The organism is Devosia sp. (assembly GCF_035944845.1).
Classification (GTDB): domain Bacteria; phylum Pseudomonadota; class Alphaproteobacteria; order Rhizobiales; family Devosiaceae; genus Devosia_A.
Map to the genome: position 1 here is coordinate 58627 of NZ_DASZAW010000111.1, position 20294 is coordinate 78920.

16 protein-coding genes are annotated in these 20294 nt (G+C 67.7%); 6 read left to right on the plus strand and 10 right to left on the minus strand.

Going from position 1 to position 20294, the window contains the following annotated elements:
- Positions 1-92: 92 nt before the first annotated feature.
- Positions 93-1334, plus strand: coding sequence for a glycoside hydrolase family 5 protein (locus VGV07_RS22450; protein WP_326870971.1), 1242 nt, complete (start codon positions 93-95; stop codon positions 1332-1334).
- A 160-nt stretch (positions 1335-1494) separates the two neighbouring features.
- On the opposite strand, the gene VGV07_RS22455 is transcribed toward VGV07_RS22450, so the two are convergent.
- From VGV07_RS22455 to VGV07_RS22465, 3 genes are all read right to left on the minus strand, one after another.
- Positions 1495-2910, minus strand: a complete 1416-nt coding sequence (locus VGV07_RS22455; protein ID WP_326870972.1) for a hypothetical protein — start codon at positions 2908-2910, stop codon at positions 1495-1497.
- 61 nt (positions 2911-2971) lie between these two features.
- Positions 2972-3967, minus strand: coding sequence for a GNAT family N-acetyltransferase (locus tag VGV07_RS22460; RefSeq protein WP_326870973.1), 996 nt, complete (start codon positions 3965-3967; stop codon positions 2972-2974).
- A gap of 97 nt (positions 3968-4064) precedes the next feature.
- Entirely contained in the window at positions 4065-5204 is a 1140-nt protein-coding gene (locus VGV07_RS22465) for a glycosyltransferase family 4 protein (RefSeq protein ID WP_326870974.1), read from the minus strand.
- A gap of 477 nt (positions 5205-5681) precedes the next feature.
- Between VGV07_RS22465 and VGV07_RS22470 the strand changes: the two genes are divergently transcribed.
- Positions 5682-7160, plus strand: a complete 1479-nt coding sequence (locus VGV07_RS22470) for a lipopolysaccharide biosynthesis protein (RefSeq protein WP_326870975.1) — start codon at positions 5682-5684, stop codon at positions 7158-7160.
- A gap of 214 nt (positions 7161-7374) precedes the next feature.
- Here the strand turns inward: VGV07_RS22470 and VGV07_RS22475 are convergent, their stop codons facing one another.
- The 3 genes from VGV07_RS22475 to wecB are packed head-to-tail and all read right to left on the minus strand — an operon-like array spanning position 7375 to position 10665.
- A complete protein-coding gene (locus tag VGV07_RS22475) occupies positions 7375-8166 on the minus strand; it encodes a WecB/TagA/CpsF family glycosyltransferase (RefSeq protein ID WP_326870976.1) in 792 nt (263 codons plus the stop codon).
- Positions 8163-9509 carry a UDP-N-acetyl-D-mannosamine dehydrogenase gene (wecC, locus tag VGV07_RS22480; protein WP_414649988.1) on the minus strand — a complete coding sequence of 449 codons (1347 nt, stop codon included), beginning with the start codon at positions 9507-9509 and terminating at the stop codon, positions 8163-8165. The genes VGV07_RS22475 and wecC overlap by 4 nt, the downstream gene beginning before the upstream one ends.
- A gap of 1 nt (position 9510) precedes the next feature.
- Positions 9511-10665, minus strand: coding sequence for a non-hydrolyzing UDP-N-acetylglucosamine 2-epimerase (wecB, locus tag VGV07_RS22485; RefSeq protein ID WP_326870978.1), 1155 nt, complete (start codon positions 10663-10665; stop codon positions 9511-9513).
- Positions 10666-10867: 202 nt separating this feature from the next.
- Between wecB and VGV07_RS22490 the strand changes: the two genes are divergently transcribed.
- The 3 genes from VGV07_RS22490 (at position 10868) to VGV07_RS22500 (ending at position 15220) form a co-directional block, all read left to right on the plus strand.
- Positions 10868-12325 (plus strand): glucosamine inositolphosphorylceramide transferase family protein, encoded by a 1458-nt coding sequence (locus tag VGV07_RS22490; protein ID WP_326870979.1) that lies wholly within the window; start codon positions 10868-10870, stop codon positions 12323-12325.
- A gap of 257 nt (positions 12326-12582) precedes the next feature.
- Positions 12583-14109, plus strand: coding sequence for a GumC family protein (locus tag VGV07_RS22495; RefSeq protein WP_326870980.1), 1527 nt, complete (start codon positions 12583-12585; stop codon positions 14107-14109).
- Between the two features lie 4 nt (positions 14110-14113).
- On the plus strand, positions 14114-15220 hold the full coding sequence (locus VGV07_RS22500) for a glycosyltransferase (RefSeq protein WP_326870981.1): 1107 nt from the start codon (positions 14114-14116) through the stop codon (positions 15218-15220).
- Positions 15221-15500: 280 nt separating this feature from the next.
- Here VGV07_RS22500 and VGV07_RS22505 read toward each other — a convergent pair whose 3' ends face one another.
- Positions 15501-16658 carry an ester cyclase gene (locus tag VGV07_RS22505; protein WP_326870982.1) on the minus strand — a complete coding sequence of 386 codons (1158 nt, stop codon included), beginning with the start codon at positions 16656-16658 and terminating at the stop codon, positions 15501-15503.
- Positions 16655-17392: an alpha/beta fold hydrolase gene (locus VGV07_RS22510; protein ID WP_326870983.1), complete on the minus strand. Its 738-nt coding sequence runs from the start codon at positions 17390-17392 to the stop codon at positions 16655-16657. Before VGV07_RS22510 ends, VGV07_RS22505 begins: the two co-directional genes overlap by 4 nt.
- A gap of 265 nt (positions 17393-17657) precedes the next feature.
- Here VGV07_RS22510 and hisD point away from each other — a divergent pair, with 265 nt between their 5' ends.
- On the plus strand, positions 17658-18944 hold the full coding sequence (hisD, locus tag VGV07_RS22515) for a histidinol dehydrogenase (protein WP_326870984.1): 1287 nt from the start codon (positions 17658-17660) through the stop codon (positions 18942-18944).
- A 152-nt stretch (positions 18945-19096) separates the two neighbouring features.
- On the opposite strand, the gene VGV07_RS22520 is transcribed toward hisD, so the two are convergent.
- Entirely contained in the window at positions 19097-19474 is a 378-nt protein-coding gene (locus VGV07_RS22520; RefSeq protein ID WP_326870985.1) for an endonuclease domain-containing protein, read from the minus strand.
- Positions 19475-19589: 115 nt separating this feature from the next.
- Entirely contained in the window at positions 19590-20291 is a 702-nt protein-coding gene (locus VGV07_RS22525; RefSeq protein ID WP_326870986.1) for an RraA family protein, read from the minus strand.
- Positions 20292-20294 lie beyond the last annotated feature (3 nt).

A 20294-nucleotide genomic window follows, 5' to 3' on the forward strand; every position in this document is an offset into this window, starting at 1 on the left:
GTCTGATACACCATAGGCGGCGATTTCGGCTTGCCTGAAACCTCGCTATCGCCTCGTGCGGTTAACATGAGGCCGCTGAAGCGGAGGGCGACATGGCAGGGATCTGGCGGGTAACGGTGCTGGCACTGATGCTGCTCGGGGGGGTGGCGCAGGCAGCGCCGCTGCCGCTGCAGCGCGGGGTGAACATCCACGAGTGGCTCAACTGGTCGCCGCTCGAGCCCGATGGCAGCTATCGCTGGCCGCCCTATCGGCCGGTGGCGGAATGGCTGAGCGGCAGCCGGCCGCTGAGCGACTGGCCGGACAGCGACCCGTTCGCCAGCATCCGGGCGCTGGGGTTCGACTATGTGCGGCTGACGGTCGACCCCGGCCCGCTCTTGGCCAGCAGCGGCGACAGGCGCCAGGAGGCGCTGGCGGTGCTGGCCGATGCGGTGCAACAGCTCCTCGCCGCCGGACTCAAGGTGGTGCTCAACCTCCACTCGGTGTCGCAGGTGCCGCAATACGGCATGGCTATCGTCAACGGCCCGGCCGGATCCGAGGCCATTGCCGGCTATATCGCGATGACGGCCGATGTCGCCCGCATGCTGGCGCCGCTCGGGGCCGAGCGGGTGGCGTTCGAGCCCTATAACGAGCCCGCGCACTACCCGTGCGATGCCTCGGGCAGCGAGGATTGGCAACAGATCATGGCGGCGACCGTCGCGGCGGTCCGCGCCGTCAGCACCGAACTTACGCTCGTTGCCACCGGCGGCTGCGGCGGCAGCGTCACCGGCCTCACCGACCTCAGGCCGGAGTTCGACGATCCGAACCTCATCTACAGTTTCCACATGTATGAGCCGCATTCGTTCACCCATCAGCGGGCCGAGAGCGAGACGGACTTCGCCTCCGGCCTGCCCTGGCCGGCAGGCGCCGGCTCGGCCGAGCTGACCGTGGAAATGCTGAAGGCGCATATGATGGCGGCGGGGCTGAGCGAGGCCGAGCAAGCGCGCAACCTTGCGGCGGTCGGCGGGGCGATCGATGAGTATTTCGCCGAGGATTGGGGCGAGGCGCAGGTGACGGCGCGGATCGGCGAGGCGGTGGACTGGGCCAAGGCCAATGGCATTCCCGCCCGGCGTCTGTTCATGGGCGAGTTCGGGGCGATCCTGATGAGCCCCGATGGCCGGATGGGCGCCTTCAACGCCGATCGGCTGCGCTATCTCACGGCGGTGCGGCAGGCGGCCGAGGCGCAGGGGATTGCCTGGGCGATCTGGGAATATGCCAACCCCTACGGGATGAGCGTGATCGTGCCGACGGGGAAGGCGGAGCCGGATCGGCAAATGCTGGGGGCATTGGGGTTGTAGGGGGCTGACTGATAGAGACGGCCCCCTCCCGGCCTCCCCCATAAAGGGGGAGGTGTCCGGCCGGTGCATTAGGCACGATCGAAGACCGAGCCTCGACTCTGCACCTCCCCCTTTATGGGGGAGGCCGGGAGGGGGCCGTCTGCCAGCACTCAGCCACCCCTCAATACTTCGAAATATCCAGCCGCTGGTCGATGAACGCCCGCTTGCCCGCGCGGCCGCCGGCCAGTTGCTGCACCTGCTCGATGGCGAAGACGATCTTGCCGTGGGTGCGCTGGGTCAGGCCGCTGGCGACGCGGAGGGCGTCGGCTTCGCCGCCTTCGGCGGTGGGGATGTAGCGGATGGTGCTGTGGCCCGGCCGATCCTGGAAGAACTGGTATTCCTCGATGCCCTCGAAATAGCGGGGGTTTTCCGGGGTGAAATCGATGGTGACGACGCGGTTGCCGTCGGACGAGATGAGGAAATCCGGCTTCCGCCGCGGGGTCAGCCGCTCCACCGTGAGGCGCTGGCCATTGGTCGCGCTGGGCAGCTCCACCAGGGTGGCGCGGTCCTCGGTGTCGTAGCGCAGGAACGGCATGCTCATGCCGGTAAAGCCGGTGCCGACCAGGCGGCCTTCGCGGCCGATCTCGGTGATCGGCTGGCCGGCTTCATCGACGAGTTCGGCAAGGCCATAGAGCGGATCGAACTGGTAGAGGCCGTCGCTGCTGATCTCGCGGGCGAACAGCACCTTTTCGCTGAGCCCATAGAAATTGGCGATCGGCACGTCGCCCAGTACTTCGGCGATGATGCGGCGCTGGTGCGGATAAAGCGGCTCGGAGATCGGCAGGATGCCTTTCAGCGGGCGCTTCGGCCGGCGGCCGATGCGGCACATGTGCCGGCACATCAGCTCGATGGCCGAGGGGTAGCCGTAGAGATATTCGAGGTCGTACTTGTCGATCAGGTCGAGATAGGTCGCGACGTCGTCATGCGTCATCGGGAACACCGAGAGGCGCAGCTCGCGCAAAGCCGGCTCCCATTGCGAGATCGAGGTGCCCTTGGGGTGGAGCCCGAAGCCGCGCAGCACGATCTTGCCGGTCTGTTCGGCAAAGCCGATGCGGCTCCAGCAATCGTAGACGAAGGCCATCTCGCGGGCGCTGCGATCCTTGTCGAGATAGAAGGTGAAGGGCTTTTCGCCGTTCGAGCCGCTGGTGTCGCCGCGATCGGCCTCGCTGCGCGGCACGGTGAGCGCGGCTTCGCCGGCAGCGCGCAGCTCTTCCTTCCTGAGGATGGGCAGGCGCGTCAGGTCCGTGAACTCGAAGGTGGTGGCGTCGAAACTGCTGCCGAAGGCGCGCTCGATCAGCTCGCGGTAGAACGGGCTCAGCCGATGGGCGCGCCCCACGATGGCGCGGAGCGCGGCGAGGTGCTGTCTGTCGGCATAGCCGGGGTCGGTGCTCGCCAGCGCAATGCGTTCGCGCCACCTGCGATAGCTGCCGCCGAACTTCAGCCGCGTCGGCACCAGCGACACCAGTGGGGCGAGCGAGCGCCGCACCACCTCGGGGCTCCGTACATAGGCGCCGCGCGCCACATCCATCAGGCTCATGGTGTTTCCCCCATTTCAGTGCCGCGGGCCGCATCCACTCGGCCCATCAGCAACATAAATTTCACCAACTCATCCATTCGCCGGCGAGCTGATACTCGACCGGCTTCATCGTCCGCTTGAAGCGGGTGTAGCCGTCGCCGGGCTTCAGCCCGCCGACATCGAAGCTCTTGACGCCACGCCGGTGCATTTCGCTGAGGATCTGCCACATCAGGAAATTGCCGGCATTGAGCTTGCGACCCTCGGGGCCGAACCAGCCGACGTGATATTCGGCATGGGTGCCGAAACGCACCACCGACATGCCGGCCACCGGCTGGCCCTGATGGAGCAGCTGGAACACCGAGACAGCGTCGGGGGCGCTATCGCGCAGGGCGCGCAGCAGTGTGGGGTCGGCGGCGGAAAAACCGCGCTCGGCCATGTTCTCGGCATGGCGGGCGAGCATCCACTCGTAAGTCTCGTCGTCGTCGGCGATGCGCAGTTCGGCGCCGGCCTTTTCGGCATGGCGCACGCGGTTGCGGAATGTCGAGGCGAGCCCGGCCCACAAGGCGTCTTCGCCGACCGTCAGGTCGATGCGGCCCGATTGCCAGGAGCGGCGGTGGCGCAGCCGGTAGCCGGCGCGGCGCAAGAGAGTGTCGCTGGCGGGGCCCTGCGGCAGCGCAGGAGCGATCAGCAGCGGCGCGGTCCAGATCCGGCCCCAGCGGCGACGCAGCGCCGCATAGACGGCAACCACGGTGGCGGCATCAGGCGTGGGGTCGAGGAACAGTGGGCCGCGATTGATGCGGTTGAGGAGGCGGAGGCCGAAGCGGCGGAGTTCGAGCACCGTGGCGATGGCGACCGGCTTGCCGGCAGCGAGGAGCAGCACGCGCCGGATGGTCCACCCCTTCGCCGCCTTGCCTTCGCCATAGGCGAAGCCCTGTGGCAGGTGCGGGGCGGGGCAGGAGGCGACGAGGTTATCCCACCTCGCCTTGTCGGCCACGAGCTCGGTGGTGATCGCCGCACTCGCGCCCCCGGTTTTCGCCGGGGAAACTGTGGTCACGGTGCTGGCGACGTCGTAGGTCATTTGCCGCATTCCCATGCGCGTCGACCTACTGTTCGCGGCGCGCTGGACCGTGGTAGTCCCGGGGGGCGGAACTGGGAACCGAAAGGTTACCTTAGTGTTAACGCGCAGCTCCGGCCCACACCTTGGTGACCGTATCGGCATAGGGCGCAAGGTCGAGCCGCTCGCGGTGCAGCGCCAAGGCCGCAGTGCCGAGCCGCTGGCGCAGCGGCGCATCTTCGACGAGCCGGGTCAGCGCCGCAGCCAGCGCCTCGACATCGCCCACCGGTACCAGGAGGCCAGTCTCGCCATCCCGGATGATATCGGGCACGGCGCCCACCGGCGTCGCCACCACGGCGAGGCCGGACGCCATGGCCTCGATCACCGACATCGGCAGGTTTTCGGCGAAGGAGGGGAGCACCATGATATCGGCGGTGGCGATGAGTTCGGCGACGCGCTCGGGCCCGACCCAGCCGGGCAGATCGACCCGGTCGGCGAGGCCGAGTTCGGCTGCCTTGGTGCGCGCCGCGTCGACATGGCCGTCGCCGCCAATGGTGGCGCGCCAGGTGTCGAGCTGCTGCATCCGCTTCAGCGCATCGCCCAGTTGCGGCACGCCCTTGCGGTCGCCGATGCGGCCGAGGAACAGGATGTGCACCTTGTCGCCACCGCCGACATGTTCGAGGCTCGGCCGCGCCGTGGCGTTGGGTACGATGACGATGCGCTCGGCGGCGCCGGGCGCGCGGGCGGCGACGAAATCGCGCCACACCTGGCCCAAAACCATCGTGGCGGCGGCGCCTTCGAACATCTGTTTGATGCTGCGGCTCAGCCGGCTCTCGTCATCCTTCCAGAACTCGCGGTATTCCGCGCCATGCAGGTGCAGCACATAGGGGATGCCGAGCAACCGGGCGAGGCGGGCGATCTGGAGTTTTCGGTAGGTGCTGCCGGAGCTCGCGACGTTGAGGTGCACCAGGTCGAGCCGGCCCCGGAGCCGCAGGCCCAGCATCTTCAACATAAAGCCGGCAAGATAGAACGGCGCCAGCGCGATATGTCCGGTGCCGCGCGTTGCGGCGAAGCTGGCATTGACCGCCGCGTTGCCGGAGCGGGCCAGTTCGGCTTTCAGTGCGCCCATCACGCGGTCGATCCCGCCCTGACCGGTGCCACCGGCGGGCGTCGCGACGAGCACGTTGAGGGTCCGGGTGGGGGTGGCGCGTTGCAGCATGATGCCGAAGGGATAGCCGCTGCCGGGTGGGCAGGAAAGCACAGCCTCCGGAAAGGGTTTACGGACGGGGGGACGAACAAGGGTTCGCCCCGGGGATGAACAAGGGTTCGCCCCGGGGATGAACAAGGGTTCACGCACCGGCCTCTCGGTGCTCCTCCACCGTGAAACGGGGGAGGGGGACCGCCGAAGGCGGTGGAGGGGGCGGCGGGAAGCGCCGGTGTTTGGGGTCGCCCCCTCCACCAGCTTCGCTGGTCCCCCAGCGGTGAGCGCCCATTGGCGCTCAGCCGCGACCCCGCTGCGCGGTGGAGGATCACGGAGAGCTCAGCGGCTGTTCATATGGGATAGCCCTCGGGCTACGGCGGGGCCTATTTGATACAATTGCCGCTATTCACCACCACGGGGCAAAGCGCTGTCGGGATCGGGGCAAAAGGGTTAAGCGAAGGTGAAGAACCCTCCGGGGCGCAAGGAGCGCCTCAGGGGGGAGGCACCCAAAGGGGCAGGGGGCTGAAATGCCCGGGGATGCAGTTGCATGCCTCGGGGATGATGAAGGTATGTGACGTGCTGCTCCGCTCGACCCTGTTTTATGCCCCGGCGATCCTCCTGACGCGCCTTTCGGCGCTGTTGATGCTGGTGATCGCCACGCGGCTGATCGACCAGACCGAATATGGCCTGCTCACCCTGGTGGTGACGATGGGCGAACTCACCGATTCCGCCGTCAGCAGCTGGCTGCGCATCGCGCTCCTGCGGCTCGGCGGCAAGGGCGAGATCAGCACCGGCAGCGTCAAGCTTGCGGCCCGCGTGCTGGTGGTGACGACGCTCCTGGGGCTTCTCGTCTCGGCCGCCGGCTCGGCGCTGGTGGCGCCGGAGCGCTGGGCCGATTTCACCATTGCCGTCGGCACTTACCTGGCGGTCGGCTCGCTCAGCCGCTTCGCGCTGACGCTCTTGCAGATGCAGCAGCGTCACTCGGCCTATTCGCTGCTCGAGTTCCTGCGCGCCGTGCTGCAACTGGTGCTGGCGGTGGCGGCGATCGTTCTCATTCACGGCTCGTTCCTCTGGGTGTCGCTGGCCTCGAGCCTGGGGGTGCTGATTGCCGGCGGCATCGCGCTGGGGCTGGCGCGCCGCCATGTGGTTGCCGGGCCATCGCGCTTCACCCATCGCGAACTGTTCGCGCTCGGCATCCCGCTGGTCGCCGCCGCCATTGTCAGCTTCGGGCTCAACAGCGCCGAACGGGTGCTGTTGAAGCTCTATTACGATGCAGGGGCGGTGGCGGTGTTCGCCGCGGTTTATGCGCTGGCCCGCCAGCCGATCGATACCATCGCCAACGCCATCAACATGGGCGCCTTCCCAGAGATGGTGAGCAGGTTCGACACCGAGGGTCCTGAAGCTGCCGGGCGCTTCCTCGGCCACCAGATGGCCCTGATGGCGCGGCTCACCTTCCCGATCGTCGCCTTGCTGATCGCGCTCTCCACCGAGATCGGCGGCGTGCTGCTGCCGGCCGATTATCACCGGGACCTGGGGACGCTCTTCCCCATCATCGCGCTCAGCGTGCTCAGCGCCAACGTCACCACCTTCGTGTTCCAGAACGTCTTTCATGCCCACAAGAAGCCGTGGCTGCTGATGGCGGCGCTGGTGCCCGGTTCGGTCGTGACCATCGGGCTGTCGCTGCTGCTGATCCCCGCCTGGGCGGAAACCGGGGCGGCGCTGTCGCTGCTGGGCGGCACGCTCGCCGGGCTCATCGCCTCGGCCAGCATCAGCCACCGCCTCACCCCGGTGCCGGTGCCCTGGGCCGATCTGGCGGTGTCACTCGGCGTCGCCGCCGCCACCGGCCTCGCCGCCTGGACGGCGAGCGCGCTCTTCGGCGGAGCCTGGCCGCTGTTCAAGCTGGCGGTGGGCGGCGTGGCCGGGACCCTGGTGTTTTTCGGCCTGCAATCGCTGCTGCACCCGGCTGAAACGCGGGCGCTGGCGGGGAAGGTGCGGGCCAGGCTGGGGATGGTTTAGGCGGGCTGCCTTCCATCGGCAGACGGCCCCCTCCCATCCTCCCCCATAAAGGGGGAGGTGCCCCGCTGGTTCGTCAGGCACGATCGAAGACAGAGCCTCGACTCTTCACCTCCCCCTTTATGGGGGAGGCCGGGAGGGGGCCGTCTCTATCAATCAGGCAAAAAGCCCGAGGGGCCCGTGCTCCCCCAAGCACGGGCCCCTCGCTCCCCAGGCCTTACACCGAGCGGCGGCGTTCGCGCAGTTCGCGCCACAGCAGCCCGACATAGGCGGTATTGGTTTCGTAGTAGCGGCGCCACAGGCGGCGGGGTTCCTGGGCGATGCGGAACAGCCACTCGAGGCCGAGCTTCTGCACCAGCAGCGGGGCGCGGGCGACCTTGCCGCCATAGACGTCGAAGCTGCCGCCCACGCCCATGACGAAACTGGGGGTCAGCACGTCGCGATACTGCTTCAGGAACCGCTCCTTGCGCGGCGTCGGCATGGCGACGAACAGGCAATCGGCCCTGCTGGCATTGATCGCCGCTACCACGGCCGCCTCGTCCTCGGGCTTGAAGTAGCCATCGTGCATGCCGGCGACCACCAGGTCGGGGTAATCCTTGGCGAGCTGCAGGTCGACCGCCTGCAGCACATGCGGTTCGGCGCCGAGCAGATAGGGCCGGTAGCCGTTCCTGGCGCAGAGCGCGAAGAGGTTGGTCATGATGTCGACGCCGGCCACCCGCTCGGGCAGCGCGACGCCGCAGAGCCGGGCGCCCCAGACGACCCCGGCGCCATCGACATTGATCAGGTCGGCGCTGGCCACATCTTCGCGCAGCTCGGCGTTCTGCTTCATGTTCACGAGCTTGGCGACGTTCACCACGGTGTGGTGCAGCGGCCGGCGGTTGGCCATCGCCTCATTGGCGAGGGCCAGCGTCTCGGGCATGGTCAGCGCATGCATGGGCGCGCCGAGAAACTCCCGGCGCCGGTCGGCGAGCAACGGGTGCTCGCTCCAGGTCTGGGTGCCCTCGCTCATGCGGCGCGATCCGTAACGCGGCGGAGCGGGAAGCCGCGCTGGCGATCCTCGCGGGCTTTCTTGCCCTCGATGCGGGCATCGGGCTTCTTGGCCTTGCGCCAGGTCCAGAGGCCCCGTGTATCGATCAGCTTCTTGTCGGCCAGCGCTTCGGGGTCGATCAGCCCGAACTGGCGGTGGTCGACCAGCAGCACCACGATATCGGCCTTGTCGATGGCGCTGAGCGCATCGGTGAAGACGATTCCCTTGCCCTCGAGCTCGCGCGGCAGGGCCCCGATATGCGGCTCGGCGGCAATCAGCTTGATGTTGGGCACCTCGGCGAGGAGCTTCACCACCTCGACTGCCGGGCTCTCGCGCACGTCGTCGATATTGGGTTTGAAACTCAGGCCGAGGCAGGCGACGGTCTGCGGCTTTTCAGGATCGAGCTCCGCCTCGATATCGCGCACCACGGCGAAGGGGCGATCCGAATTGATGCGGCGGGCCGAGCTCATCAGCCTCGTGCTGTTGGGCGCGGCGTCGATGATGAAGTAGGGGTCGACCGCGATGCAGTGGCCGCCGACGCCGGGACCGGGCTGCAGGATGTTGACGCGCGGGTGGCGGTTGGCGAGCTCGATCACTTCCCAGACGTTGAGCCCGAGATCCTGGCACACTGCCGCCAGCTCGTTGGCGAAGGCGATGTTGACGTCGCGGAAGGCGTTCTCGGTCAGCTTCACCAGCTCGGCGCTTTCGGCCGAGGTGATGAACAGGTCGCCGGCGACAAAGCTCGAATAGAGCTCGACGGCGCGCGCCGAGGCGCGCTTCGACAGCCCGCCGATCGAACGATCGTTGTTGGTGAGCTCGGTCAGGACCTTGCCCGGCAGCACGCGCTCGGGGCTGTAGGCCACCAGCACGTCGGCATCCTCGCCGGCGGCCAGCGGGAAGCTCAGGTCGGGGCGGAGCTCGGCGAGCAGCGCCGTCATGGTGCGGGTGGTGCCGACCGGGGAGGTCGATTCCAGCACCACCAGGTCGCCCGCCTTCAGCACCGGGGCGATCGACTGGGCCGCCGACAGCACATAGGTGATGTCGGGCTTGTGGTCCTCGGTGATCGGGGTGGGCACGGCGATGACGAAGGCATCAGCCGGTTCGGGCGTGGTCGAGGCGCGGAGCTTGCCGTTCGCCACCACCTTCTGGATCAGCCCGTCGAGATCGGGCTCGACGATGTGGATCTCGCCGCGGTTGACCTTTTCGACCACCGACGGGTTGACGTCGATGCCGATCACCTCGAGCCCACGGCTCGCAAACACCGCGCAGGTGGGCAGGCCGATATAGCCCATGCCGATAACGGAAACGGTCTTGATCATCTTCATCTCAGACATGCCGCGATAGCTCCTCGACGATCCGGGCACTGGCCCGGCCGTCGCCATAGGGGTTGTGCGTTTCAGCCATGCCGCGATAGGCGGCCGGGTCGTCCAGCAGGCGAGTGGCGTTCTGTACGATCTCGGCGATATCGGTGCCGACCAGGCGGGCCGTGCCGGCGGCGACGCCTTCTGGGCGCTCGGTGTTTTCGCGCATCACCAGAACGGGCTTGCCGAGCGAGGGCGCTTCTTCCTGCACGCCGCCGCTATCGGTCAGCACCAGGTAGCTCTGCTTCTGGAGGTACAGGAACGGCAGGTAATCCTGCGGATCGATCAGGTGGATATTGGGCACCCCGCCCAGCGCCGCGCCGACGACGTTGCGCACGTTCGGGTTGGGGTGGACCGGATAGACGATCTGCACGTCGCCGCGCGTCGCCAGCACCTTGAGCGCTGTGCAGATGCGCTCGATGCCGCCGTCGAAATTCTCGCGCCGATGGCCGGTTACGAGGATCAGCTTCCTTGTTGAATCAAGAAACGGGAAGCGGGCGGCAAGCTCGGCGCTGAGCCGGGCGTCCTTGTCCAGCGTGCCGGAAAAATGCAGCAGCGTATCGATCACCGTGTTGCCGGTGACGAAGATGCGCGAGGGATCCTTGCCCTCGGCGACGAGGTTGTCGCGCGCCTCGATGGTGGGGGCGAAATGCCAGGTGGCGATGTTGCCGGCGATCAGCCGGTTCAGCTCCTCGGGGAAGGGGCTATCGATATTGTGGCTGCGGAGCCCCGCCTCGATATGGGCGACTGGGATGCGTTTGTAGAAGGCGGCGAGCGCCGCGGTCATGGCGGTGGTGGTGTCGCCCTGCACCATGACGATATCGGGCTTGGCCTGATCCAGCACCTCGGCCATGCCGAGCAGCACCTTCGACGTCACGTCGAACAGGGTCTGGCCCGGCGACATGACATCGAGATCGTAATCGACCGGCAGGCCGGTGAGCGCGATCACCTGGTCGACCATTTCGCGGTGCTGGGCGGTGACGCAGATCTGGGTGTCGAAATAGGGGCTCGCGAGCGCCGCCTGGGCCACGGGGAAGCACTTCAGCGCTTCCGGGCGGGTACCGAACACGATGAGCAGCCGCTGCCGCCGGGGACGTTCACGAGGGGAGTGGAAATTCATGTCGCACCGCAATACGAAGTGTCCGCGTTCATTTGCGCGTTCATGCAGCAGCACATACTCCCGTCTGTACCCGCTGGTCGCCTTAACTCTTAAGCTATGATTAACACCGAAATCGCGTTTACCTCGATCTGCTTCGCCGTTTGTACCCTGCCCCAGGGCGCGCTACAGGCCACATCCAAGGCCAAATCATGGCAGTATCAATTTGATTACAATTTTAATCATTGTTGAGACTTCAACTGCTCGTGCCTGGCAGGCCGAGTTATTTGCGCGACTCGGCGCCGCCGGGCACCGCATCGCGGTGCGGCAGGTCAATGGGGCAGGGCGGCGCTCCCAGGCGCTGGACTTTGTCCTCGGGCTCGAGCAGGCCCGCGCGCCGGGCTCGCTGGCGCGGGCCTCGGCGCCGCTGGCCGAGCGGGTGGGCGACGGCAAGCCCGACCTCACCATCGATCTCAGCGGCTGCAGCGCAGAGGGCCATGCGCCGGTGCTGACGGTGGATTTCGATGGCCAGCGCGACCTTCAGGCAGGCCTTGCGGCGATGCTGGCGGGCGGGGCCCGGCCGGTGCTGACGGCGCGGCTCAACGGCGTCGCCGTCGCCGAGGGCCGGCCGATGCTGGGCGACCGCATCTGGCTCAGCCGCGCTGCCTCCGATCTCTGCGCCGGGGCGGTGACGCTGCTCGAAAGCGCCGTCACCCGCTTTGCCGCCGGCAAGCTCCTGCCGCTCGCCGCACCGGTGGCTGCAGCACCGCAGCGCCATGGTGGCGACCTGCTCCGGCGCTACCTGCCGCACCTCATCGCCGGGCTCGGCCGGCGGGCAGCGCGGCGGCTCAGCGGCAAGCGGCCGTTCTACTGGCGTACCGCACATCGGCTCATCGAAGGGCCGGGACTCGCCGAAACCCTCCGCCAATCCGAATCCGGTCCGCCGTTCGTCGAACTCGCCGATGACGGGCAGCGCTTTTATGCCGATCCCTTCGTGTTCGAGTGGCAGGAGCGGCTCTACCTGTTCGTCGAAGAGTATCCCTATGCGCTCGGCCGCGGCATCATCTCGGTAGCCGAGTGCCGCGCCGATGGCAGCATCGAGACGCCGCGCCCGGTGCTCGAGGCGCCGCACCACCTCAGCTATCCGCAGGTCTTCGCCCATGATGGCGAGGTCTACATGATCCCCGAGTCGAGCTGCAGCAACGAGCTGGTGCTCTACCGGGCCGAGCAGTTCCCGCATAACTGGGTGCGCGAGGCGGTGCTGGTGGCGGGCAGGAAGCTCAACGACATGACGCTGCTCGTCCGCGACGATCGGTTCTGGCTGATCGGCACCGAACAGCGCGGGCAGGGCAGCGCGTCCGACACCATGGTGGCCTATTCCGCCAGGGCGCTGGCCGGCCCGTGGGCCCCGCACCGGCTGAACCCGATCCTCATCGATCGGGGCGCCGCGCGGCCGGGCGGGCCGTTCATCGTCAACCCGGATGGCCGCACCTTCCTGCCGCTGCAGGATGGCACCGAAACCTATGGCGGCGGGCTGGGCATCGCCGAACTGCTGGTGCTGAGCGATGACGATGTGCAGTTCGGCCCGGTGCAGCCGGTGGTTCCCGGCACGGCCTGGGCCCCCACCGGCATCCACACGCTGAGCCGGGTTGGCCGGCTCGAGGTGGTGGACAGCTGCGGGTGAGCAACCTGGATGCAGGCAGTCGGCAGTCGGCAGTAGGCAGTAGGCAGTAGGCAGTAGGCAGGTTAGCCGTTCGACTGCCGACTGCCGACTGCCTACTGCCGACTGCCGACCGCCGACTGCCGACTGCCGAGGGCCAGGCCCGCGCCGACCCCTCCACCCCCGGGATTTACCAAGAAAACCCATTCCGGGAGCGCGCGGCGGGCACTGGTATATAAAGCCCTAACGACAGGCCACTTTCCCAACGAGATGTTAACGCCATGGCTTTGCTGACCGACGCGCCGCATCCCCAGAGCCCCACTTCCGGTGCTCGCGCCTTTGCGCGGCTGGGCGGGCGGGCTGCCAATGACGAGATCGTCGCGCCGCCGGCGCGTGAGCCCGAACCGGTGCAGACGGTGACGCTGGGCAAGATCGGCGATTTCCTCGAACTCGATCTCGGGCGGATTTTCGTCTGGCTCAGGAAGGGCCTGCTCGCTTCGGTGGCGCTGGCAGGGCTCGGGGCGATGGCGGGCGGCGCCTATGCGGTGCTGAGCCCGGCCAAGTACACTGTTTCCACCGATATCCTGATCGATCCGGCGAACCTGCAGGTGGTCAGCGACGATCTGTTCCAGCAGCCGGGGCAGGTGGATAACGCGCTGCTCAATGCCGGCAGCAAGCTGCGCGTGCTCACGTCGGGCAATGTGCTGGCGCGCGTCGTCGACAAGCTCAACCTCGTCGCCGACAAGGAATTCTACGATCCGACGCCGGGCCTGCTCGCTTCGCTGCTGCCGGCAAGCAAGCAAGAAGAAGCCGACCCGCGGCTCGCGGCGCTTTCGGCGCTGTCGAAGCGCGTCGGCACCAAGGCCGACGAAAAGTCGTTCGTTGCAACGCTCAGCGTCTCGTCGGAAAGCGCCGACAAGTCGATCGCCATTTCCTCGGCGATCGTCGATGCGTTCAAGGCGGAACTGGCGACGGCAGAAGCCGATGGCGCCGGCCGCACCGCCGCGGCGCTCAACGACCGGCTCGATGAACTCAAGAGCGCCGTGAAAGTCGCCGAGGAAAAGGTCGAGGCCTATAAGCGCGACAACAATCTCGCCACTTCCGCGGGCGAACTGGTCAACACGCAGACCATGGCACAGCTCAACCAGCAGGTGGTCGAGGCGCAATCGCGCGTCATCGCTGCGCAGTCGAGCTATGACGAGCTGGTGGCGGCAGGCCGCAATGCCACCACTGCCGACACCCAGGCTTCGGGTGCGCTGACGACGCTGCGCGCCTCGGCCGGCGCGCTGCGCCAGCAGCTCGATGCGCAGTCGATGGTCTATGGTCCGCGCCACCCTACCATCGTCCGGCTCAACACCGAGCTCGCCGCGGTCAACGCGCAGCTCGAGGCCGAGATCGGCCGCATCGTCGCCGCCGCCAAGGTGTCGCTCGATGAGGCCAAGACCGCCGCCGCGGCGCTCGCCGCCAAGGCCGATGAGCTCAAGACCGATGTGTTCAGCGACAACGAGGCGCTGGTGACGCTGCGCGAACTCGAGCGCGACGCCACCTCGAAATCCACTATCTACGAGGCCTTCCTCAGCCGGGCCCGCCAGGTGACGGAGCGCGAGCAGCTCGACACCACCAATGTGCGCGTCATCTCCACCGCCGTGCCGCCGGCTGCCCGCTCGTGGCCGCCGCGCACCGTGGTGATGCTGGGGGCAGGGGCGGTCGGTGGCTTTGCCCTCGGCCTCCTGATCGCGGTGCTCATCGGCATGATCCGCGACCTCAGGCAGCCCAGGCGCCGGCGCGTGGCTTCGGCCGCCCGCTGAGCCGATGCCGCGCCTCGTCTTCCACGTCCCGAGCTGTCGGGGCGGCGGCGCCGAGCGCGTCTTCGTGCTGATGGCCAACGAAATGGCGCGGCGCGGCCATGAGGTGACGCTGTTCGTCTGGAACAGCGAGGGGCCGAACGCCGCGTTGCGCGCCGACGACGTCAAGCTGGTCGACCTCGGCATGCCGATCTACGGCGAGGGGTTTGGGAAGCCCGCAACGCTCAGCGGGCTCAGGCGCAGCGCCAGCTTCTACCGGCGGCTCAAGCCCGATGCGGTGTTCAGCGGGCCGGAATTCGCCAACCTGATCACCGCACTGGCGCTCAGCCTCGGCTTCAGCAAGGCGAAGTTCTTTCCGAGCTTTCACGCTGCGGCCGGCATCCCCTCGAACGATTTCGGCTCGAAGATCGCGGTGCTGCTCGCGGGGCTCGTGGCGGCCCGCGCCACCAGGGCCATCGCGGTATCCGCGGGGGTGGGGCGCGATATCGCAGCGCGCGGCATTGCTGCCGAGAAGGTCGCGGTGATCTACAACCCCTTGCCTCCCGCTCTCCAGCGGCCCGCGGTGAACTATCCGTGGCAGGCCGAACTCGCGGCGCTGGGGCATGGGCCGGTGATCGCCACGGCGGGCCGGCTGGTCGGAGTGAAGGATCACAAGACCCTGCTCCGCGCCTTTGCGAGGCTGCTGCAATCGCGTCCGGCGCGCCTCGTGCTGTTCGGCGAGGGGCCGATGCTGGGCGAGCTCGAGGCGGAAAGCCGAACCCTTGGAATCGCTTCGAAGGTCTTGTTCGCAGGCTACGTGAACGACCCCATGGCCTGCTATGCCGCTGCGGACCTGTTCGCCCTGAGCTCGACCAGCGAAGGGTTCGGCAACGTGCTGATCGAGGCCATGGCGGCCGGCGTGCCGGTGGTCTCCACCGACGCCCCGCACGGCCCGCGCGAAATTCTCGCCGACGGAACATACGGCGCGCTGGTGCCGGTCGGCGATGCCGAAGCGCTGGCGGGGGCAATGGCCGCGATGCTCGACAAGCCCACCGATCCGGCGCTGCTCAAGGGCAGGGCGGCGGAGTTCGAGATCGAGCGGATCGGGGATATGTACGAGGGGCTGCTACGGTAGGCAGCGGAGGCAGCTCAGTACCCGCAGTCGGCGAACCTCTCCCGCTTGCGGGGGAGGGGGACCAGCCGAAGGCTGGTGGAGGGGGGAGCCCCACGCACGGAACTTACCTTGCGGTCACCACAAAGCCCCGCCCTGGGTGCCAAAGCACAGGAACCGAAGGGGAGCTCCACTCGTGGGGCTCCCCCCTCCACCGCGCTGCACGCGGTCCCCCTCCCCCGTAAACGGGAGAGGTTCGCCGACTGAAGCGTTGGATGTTAAACGAGCTCTCTCTCAGTCGGCCTCAGAGCGGTTCCGCCTTCGGCGCATCCGTCAGCTGCGCCAGTTTCACCTGGGTGAGCAGGCTCAGCTCGTCATAGACGTTCCACTCGTCGACGATCTTGCCGTTCTTGTAGTGGTAGTGGGTCATGCCCATCACCTGCACGCGCTTGCCGGTGGGGTGTTCGCCGAGGCTTTCGAGGATGCCGTAGCCGAGGTGATGGCCCTCGATGATCCAGCGTACGGCGACCTTGGTGCCGCCCTCTTCGCTTGGCACCGAGCAGATATATTGCGGCATGTAGGCGGCGTCGGGGAGCGAGCCGACGAGACCCAGATGCTGGTGGATCACCGCGGCAACGCCGTAGAGTTCCTTCATGTTGGGGCCGTGATACTGCACGGTGGGGGCGTAGACCTCGCTGATCTTGCCAAACATGCGCTTGTTGAACACCTCGTGGGTCCAGCGCAGCGTCTCGGCTTCGAGGTCGTTATTGGCGATCGAGGTGTCGGCCTCGGTCTCGGGCGGATACTGGCCGAGCAGGCGCCGGTTCTCGCCGATATCGAGGTTGGCCTGGCCGCGGTCGAGCGCCGCCTTGGCAAAGCGCAGCGCGAAGGCGTCGAGATCGAGCCCGAGCTGGCGGATGATCGCCGCGGTGTCGGCCACCACCCACTCGCGGTAGATCTTGTTGCGAAGGATCATGCAGTCGGCAATGGTCCGCGACACGAAGGGCCGGCCGGTCGGCTGGCCGAGATGGCCGAACTGGGTGTGGCGGCCCGAGCCGGTGACGAGGTGCGAGGTGTAGAACCCGTCCTTGTCGTTGCCGTTCCAGATCACCTGGGTAGCCATGCCGCGGCGCTCGGGGAAGCTCACCAGCCGCTGGATGGTGTCGCGCACCACGTCCTCGCGGTTGTAGATGGTGCCCATGGTGCCGTAGAGCACGCAGTTATGGGTGTAGTGGGTGTAGATCAGCCCGATATCGCGCTCGTCCCAGATCTTGTGGGTGCAGCGCACGATGTAATCGACGATGTCGGTATAGACCTCGTCGAAACCCTCGAGCGACTGGCTGCGCGGCCGGTCGGTCGGCGCCAGCTCCGGGTAATCGCGGCGCTCCACCTGCAGCACCTGCTCCTTGGGGCTGTCGATGCGGGAAATGCGGGCCGTCTTGGCCTTGTCGTCGTCGCTCATGAGAACTCCTTGGAGGCGATGCTCTGGGGTGGGGCAGGGGCGGCGAGCCATTCGGCCAGCAGCCGCCCGGTGATTTCGGGTTGGTCGAGAGTGAGGTAGTGGCCGGCGCGCTCGACAATGGCGAGGTGGGCGCCAGGAATGGCGTCGGCGATCTCGCGGCTGAGCTCGGGCGGGCAGACGCGATCCTCGGCGCCGCAGGCGACGAGTGTCGGCACGGCGATGGCAGAAAGGCCACCCCGCCGGTCGGCCCGATTGATCGAGATTTCGATCTGCTCCTCGAAGGTGGCGAGCAGCGTGCCGGCAGCCATGGCCTCGAGCTCGGCGCGAAGCCCGAGATCGTCGCGGCGCCAGGCGGGCACCGAAAGGTCCCAGACATCGGCGATGTAGCTGGCCGTGCCGTGCGCGGCAGCCTTGCCGACGCTGGCGCGGCGCGGTGCAATACGTTCGGCCGGCATGGCGCGGGCGTTGCAGCCGATGAGCGCGAGGCGTTCGAGCCGTTCGGGCGCCTGGGCCGCCACCTCGAGGCCGACAATGGCGCCGAGCGAAAAGCCGACCAGGGCAAAGCGGGGCGGCGCCAGTTCCAGCACCCGCTGCGCCATCTGTGGCGCGCTCACTTCACCGGCCATCGCCACGGTGTAGCGCTGCCGGCCAAGCCCCGAAGTCGCGGCGGCGAACACCCGCTCGTCGCAGAGCGTTCCGGGCAACATCAGCAGGGGCGCGCCGGCTGTCGTCATCGCACCATCCTAGCGGCAAAGCCGCTCCGGTGCGCGATGAGGCTCAAAGCGCGGTAAATCTCGGAACTCTGGAGCAGGGCCGTTGGCATCGGTTCTTTCGGGTCGGCGTCAGCCGATCGGTGGTCCTACGAAAGGCCGACCGGCATCAGCGAAGAAAACACTGGCAAATAGTGCATACGTATGCAAGAGGTTTCTGCGACGAACCGGCAAGGTTCGAAACACCAGCAAAACCCAGCTTTTCCTTCATACCGGAGGCCGCTAGCCCATGTCCGATTCAACCCGCGCGCCTCAGGGCATCAGCTTCGTCAAGGCGCCCTCGCGCAACCAGGTGAGCGACAATGCGCCGGTCGAGGCGCTGGTCAGCGAGATCATCGCCAATGTGCGCGAGCGCGGCGACGCCGCGGTGCGTGAGTACAGCCTCAAGTTCGACAAGGCCGAAGTCGAGGTGTTCGAGGTGACGGCGGCCGAGCGCGAGGCAGCGTTGGCCGAACTCGATCCGCAGACCCGCGCCGATACCGAGTTCGCCATCGCCAATGTGCGCCGCTTCGCCGAGGCCCAGCTTTCGACCATCCTGCCGCTCGAAATCGAGACGCTGCCGGGGGTGCATCTTGGCCATCGCGTCATCCCGATCGAGCGGGTCGGCTGCTACGTGCCGGGCGGGCGCTATCCGCTGCTCTCGGCACCGATCATGACCATCGTGCCGGCCAAGGTGGCGGGCGTCGACGAGGTGATCGCCTGCCTGCCGCCCAATGCCCACCGGGCGATGATCGCCGGCTGCCACCTCTCGGGCGCCGACCGCATTTTCCGCATCGGCGGGGCGCAGGCCATTGCCGCCATGGCCTATGGCACCGAGAGCGTGCCGGCGGTCAACAAGATCGTCGGGCCGGGCAATGCCTTCGTCAACGAGGCCAAGCGCCAGGTATTCGGCCCGGTCGGCATCGACCAGCTCGCCGGCCCGTCGGAGATCTTCATCGTCGCCGATGCGACGGGCGACGCCGAAATGATCGCCACCGACATGCTGGCGCAGGCCGAGCACGATGTGCGCACCCGCGTCGGGCTGATCACCACCGACCGGGCGCTGGCCGAGGCGACGCTCGCCGAAGTCGAGCGCCAGCTCGCAACGCTCTCCACTGCCCCGGTGGCCGGGGTGGCGTGGCGCGACTATGGCGAGATCGTCGTCTGCGACGACGAGGCGGCGCTCATCGCCTATTCCGACCACGTCGCGGCCGAGCACCTGCAGGTCCACACGGCCGATCCGCAGGCGATGGCAAAAAAGCTCCGCAACTACGGCTCGCTGTTCATTGGGCAACTGGCGAGCGTGGTCTATTCCGACAAATGCGTCGGCACCAACCACACGCTGCCCACCATGGGGGCAGGGCGTTATACCGGCGGGCTATGGGTCGGCGCCTATGTGAAGATCGCCACGCACCAGTGGCTCGACGAACGCGGGGTGAAGGCGGTGGCGCCGCCGGCCGCCCGCCAGAGCGCCAGCGAGACGCTCGAGGGGCACAGGCGGGCGGCACAGCTGCGGCTCGATCGGATGCAGGGGTAGGGGGGTAGGCAAGGCCGGTGCGTGGGGCTCCCCCCTCCACCAGCCTGTCGGCTGGTCCCCCTCCCCCGCAAGCGGGAGAGGTTCGCCGACTGCCCACTCTGTGCTTGCAGTCGGGAAGCCCTCTCCCGCTTGCGGGGGAGGGGGGACCGCCGTCAGGCGGTGGGAGGGGGGAGCCCCACGCTGGGAGCGCTCCTGGCCTCGCGCGCCGCGCTGTCGATAGTCGCCAGCACCGCCGCAGACCTCTCCTGGATGTCCTCCGCCGAGAACCTGAGCACGCGGATTCCTTCCTTCGCCAGCCATGCCGTCCGTCGCTGGTCGCGCTCAGGCTGCTCATCATGCACCGGGCCATCCACCTCGACGCAGAGCTTTGCCGCAGCGCAGTAGAAATCGAGGATGTACGGTCCGATCGGGTGCTGACGGCGGAAGTGCAGGTTCTGGCGGCGGAGCAGGAACCAAAGGATGCGTTCAGGCTGCGTCATGACGCGCCGCAGGTTTTTTGCCCGCTCGCGAATGAAGTCCGGTGCCCGCAAGATCAGCTCCGCGCGTAGGGGACAGGAATAGGCCGGTGCGTGGGGCTCCCCCTCCACCACGCTAAAGCGTGGTCCCCCTCCCCCGCAAGCGGGAGAGGTCCGCCGACTGCCGGCTTCAGCGTATCCCATCCGCCTCCGCCCACGCCGCTCGCAGCTTCTCCACCGTGAAGCCCGGCGCCCTTGCTGCCTTGAGGATCGGCTGTTCCTTGCGCACCACGATATCGATCGCGGCCGGCATGGCCTCGATGTGCTGGGCCGGGATCACCACGGCGCCGTGGCGGTCGGCGTGGATCAGGTCGTCGGGTTTTACCGCCATGCCGAATACCGTCACGGGAACATCGAGGTCGGTGACGTGGACGAAGGCGTGACTGGGGCCGACCGAGCCGGCGATCACCTGGTAGCCGGGGTCGAGCATACCGAGGTCGCGCAGCACGCCGTTGGTCAGGGTGCCGGCGAGGCCGAGGCCCTTGTGCTGGGCCACCTGCATTTCGCCCCAGAAGCCGCCGATGCAGTGCGGCCAGTCGGTATCCTCGATCACCACGACGTTGGGCCCGGCGCCGGCCGAAACATACTCGTAATAGGCCATGCGCAGCGCCCGCACCTCGGCCGCGGGCTTGTGGGCCGGCGAGGAGGCGCGGATTTTGGCGGTGCGGGCGAAGCCGACGACCGGCGGCAGGCCAGGGTCGGCGCACACCGTCGGGCTTTTGGTAAAGCCCTCGGCGGTGCGGCCGCCCATCACATGCTCGAGCGCATTGCAGACGGTCGGGGTGTCGTTGCGGCGCAGCAGCGCCAGGGTTTCGGCACTGATCGCCGGCATTGG

Coding starts and splice junctions, on each gene's coding strand:
- VGV07_RS22450 (WP_326870971.1), top strand. CDS start 93: ATGGCAGGGATCTGGCGGGTAACGGTGCTGGCACTGATGCTGCTCGGG.
- VGV07_RS22455 (WP_326870972.1), bottom strand. CDS start 2,910: ATGAGCCTGATGGATGTGGCGCGCGGCGCCTATGTACGGAGCCCCGAG.
- VGV07_RS22460 (WP_326870973.1), bottom strand. CDS start 3,967: ATGACCTACGACGTCGCCAGCACCGTGACCACAGTTTCCCCGGCGAAA.
- VGV07_RS22470 (WP_326870975.1), top strand. CDS start 5,682: ATGCAGTTGCATGCCTCGGGGATGATGAAGGTATGTGACGTGCTGCTC.
- VGV07_RS22475 (WP_326870976.1), bottom strand. CDS start 8,166: ATGAGCGAGGGCACCCAGACCTGGAGCGAGCACCCGTTGCTCGCCGAC.
- wecC (WP_414649988.1), bottom strand. CDS start 9,509: ATGAAGATGATCAAGACCGTTTCCGTTATCGGCATGGGCTATATCGGC.
- wecB (WP_326870978.1), bottom strand. CDS start 10,665: ATGAATTTCCACTCCCCTCGTGAACGTCCCCGGCGGCAGCGGCTGCTC.
- VGV07_RS22495 (WP_326870980.1), top strand. CDS start 12,583: ATGGCTTTGCTGACCGACGCGCCGCATCCCCAGAGCCCCACTTCCGGT.
- VGV07_RS22500 (WP_326870981.1), top strand. CDS start 14,114: ATGCCGCGCCTCGTCTTCCACGTCCCGAGCTGTCGGGGCGGCGGCGCC.
- VGV07_RS22505 (WP_326870982.1), bottom strand. CDS start 16,658: ATGAGCGACGACGACAAGGCCAAGACGGCCCGCATTTCCCGCATCGAC.
- VGV07_RS22510 (WP_326870983.1), bottom strand. CDS start 17,392: ATGACGACAGCCGGCGCGCCCCTGCTGATGTTGCCCGGAACGCTCTGC.
- hisD (WP_326870984.1), top strand. CDS start 17,658: ATGTCCGATTCAACCCGCGCGCCTCAGGGCATCAGCTTCGTCAAGGCG.
- VGV07_RS22525 (WP_326870986.1), bottom strand. CDS start 20,291: ATGCCGGCGATCAGTGCCGAAACCCTGGCGCTGCTGCGCCGCAACGAC.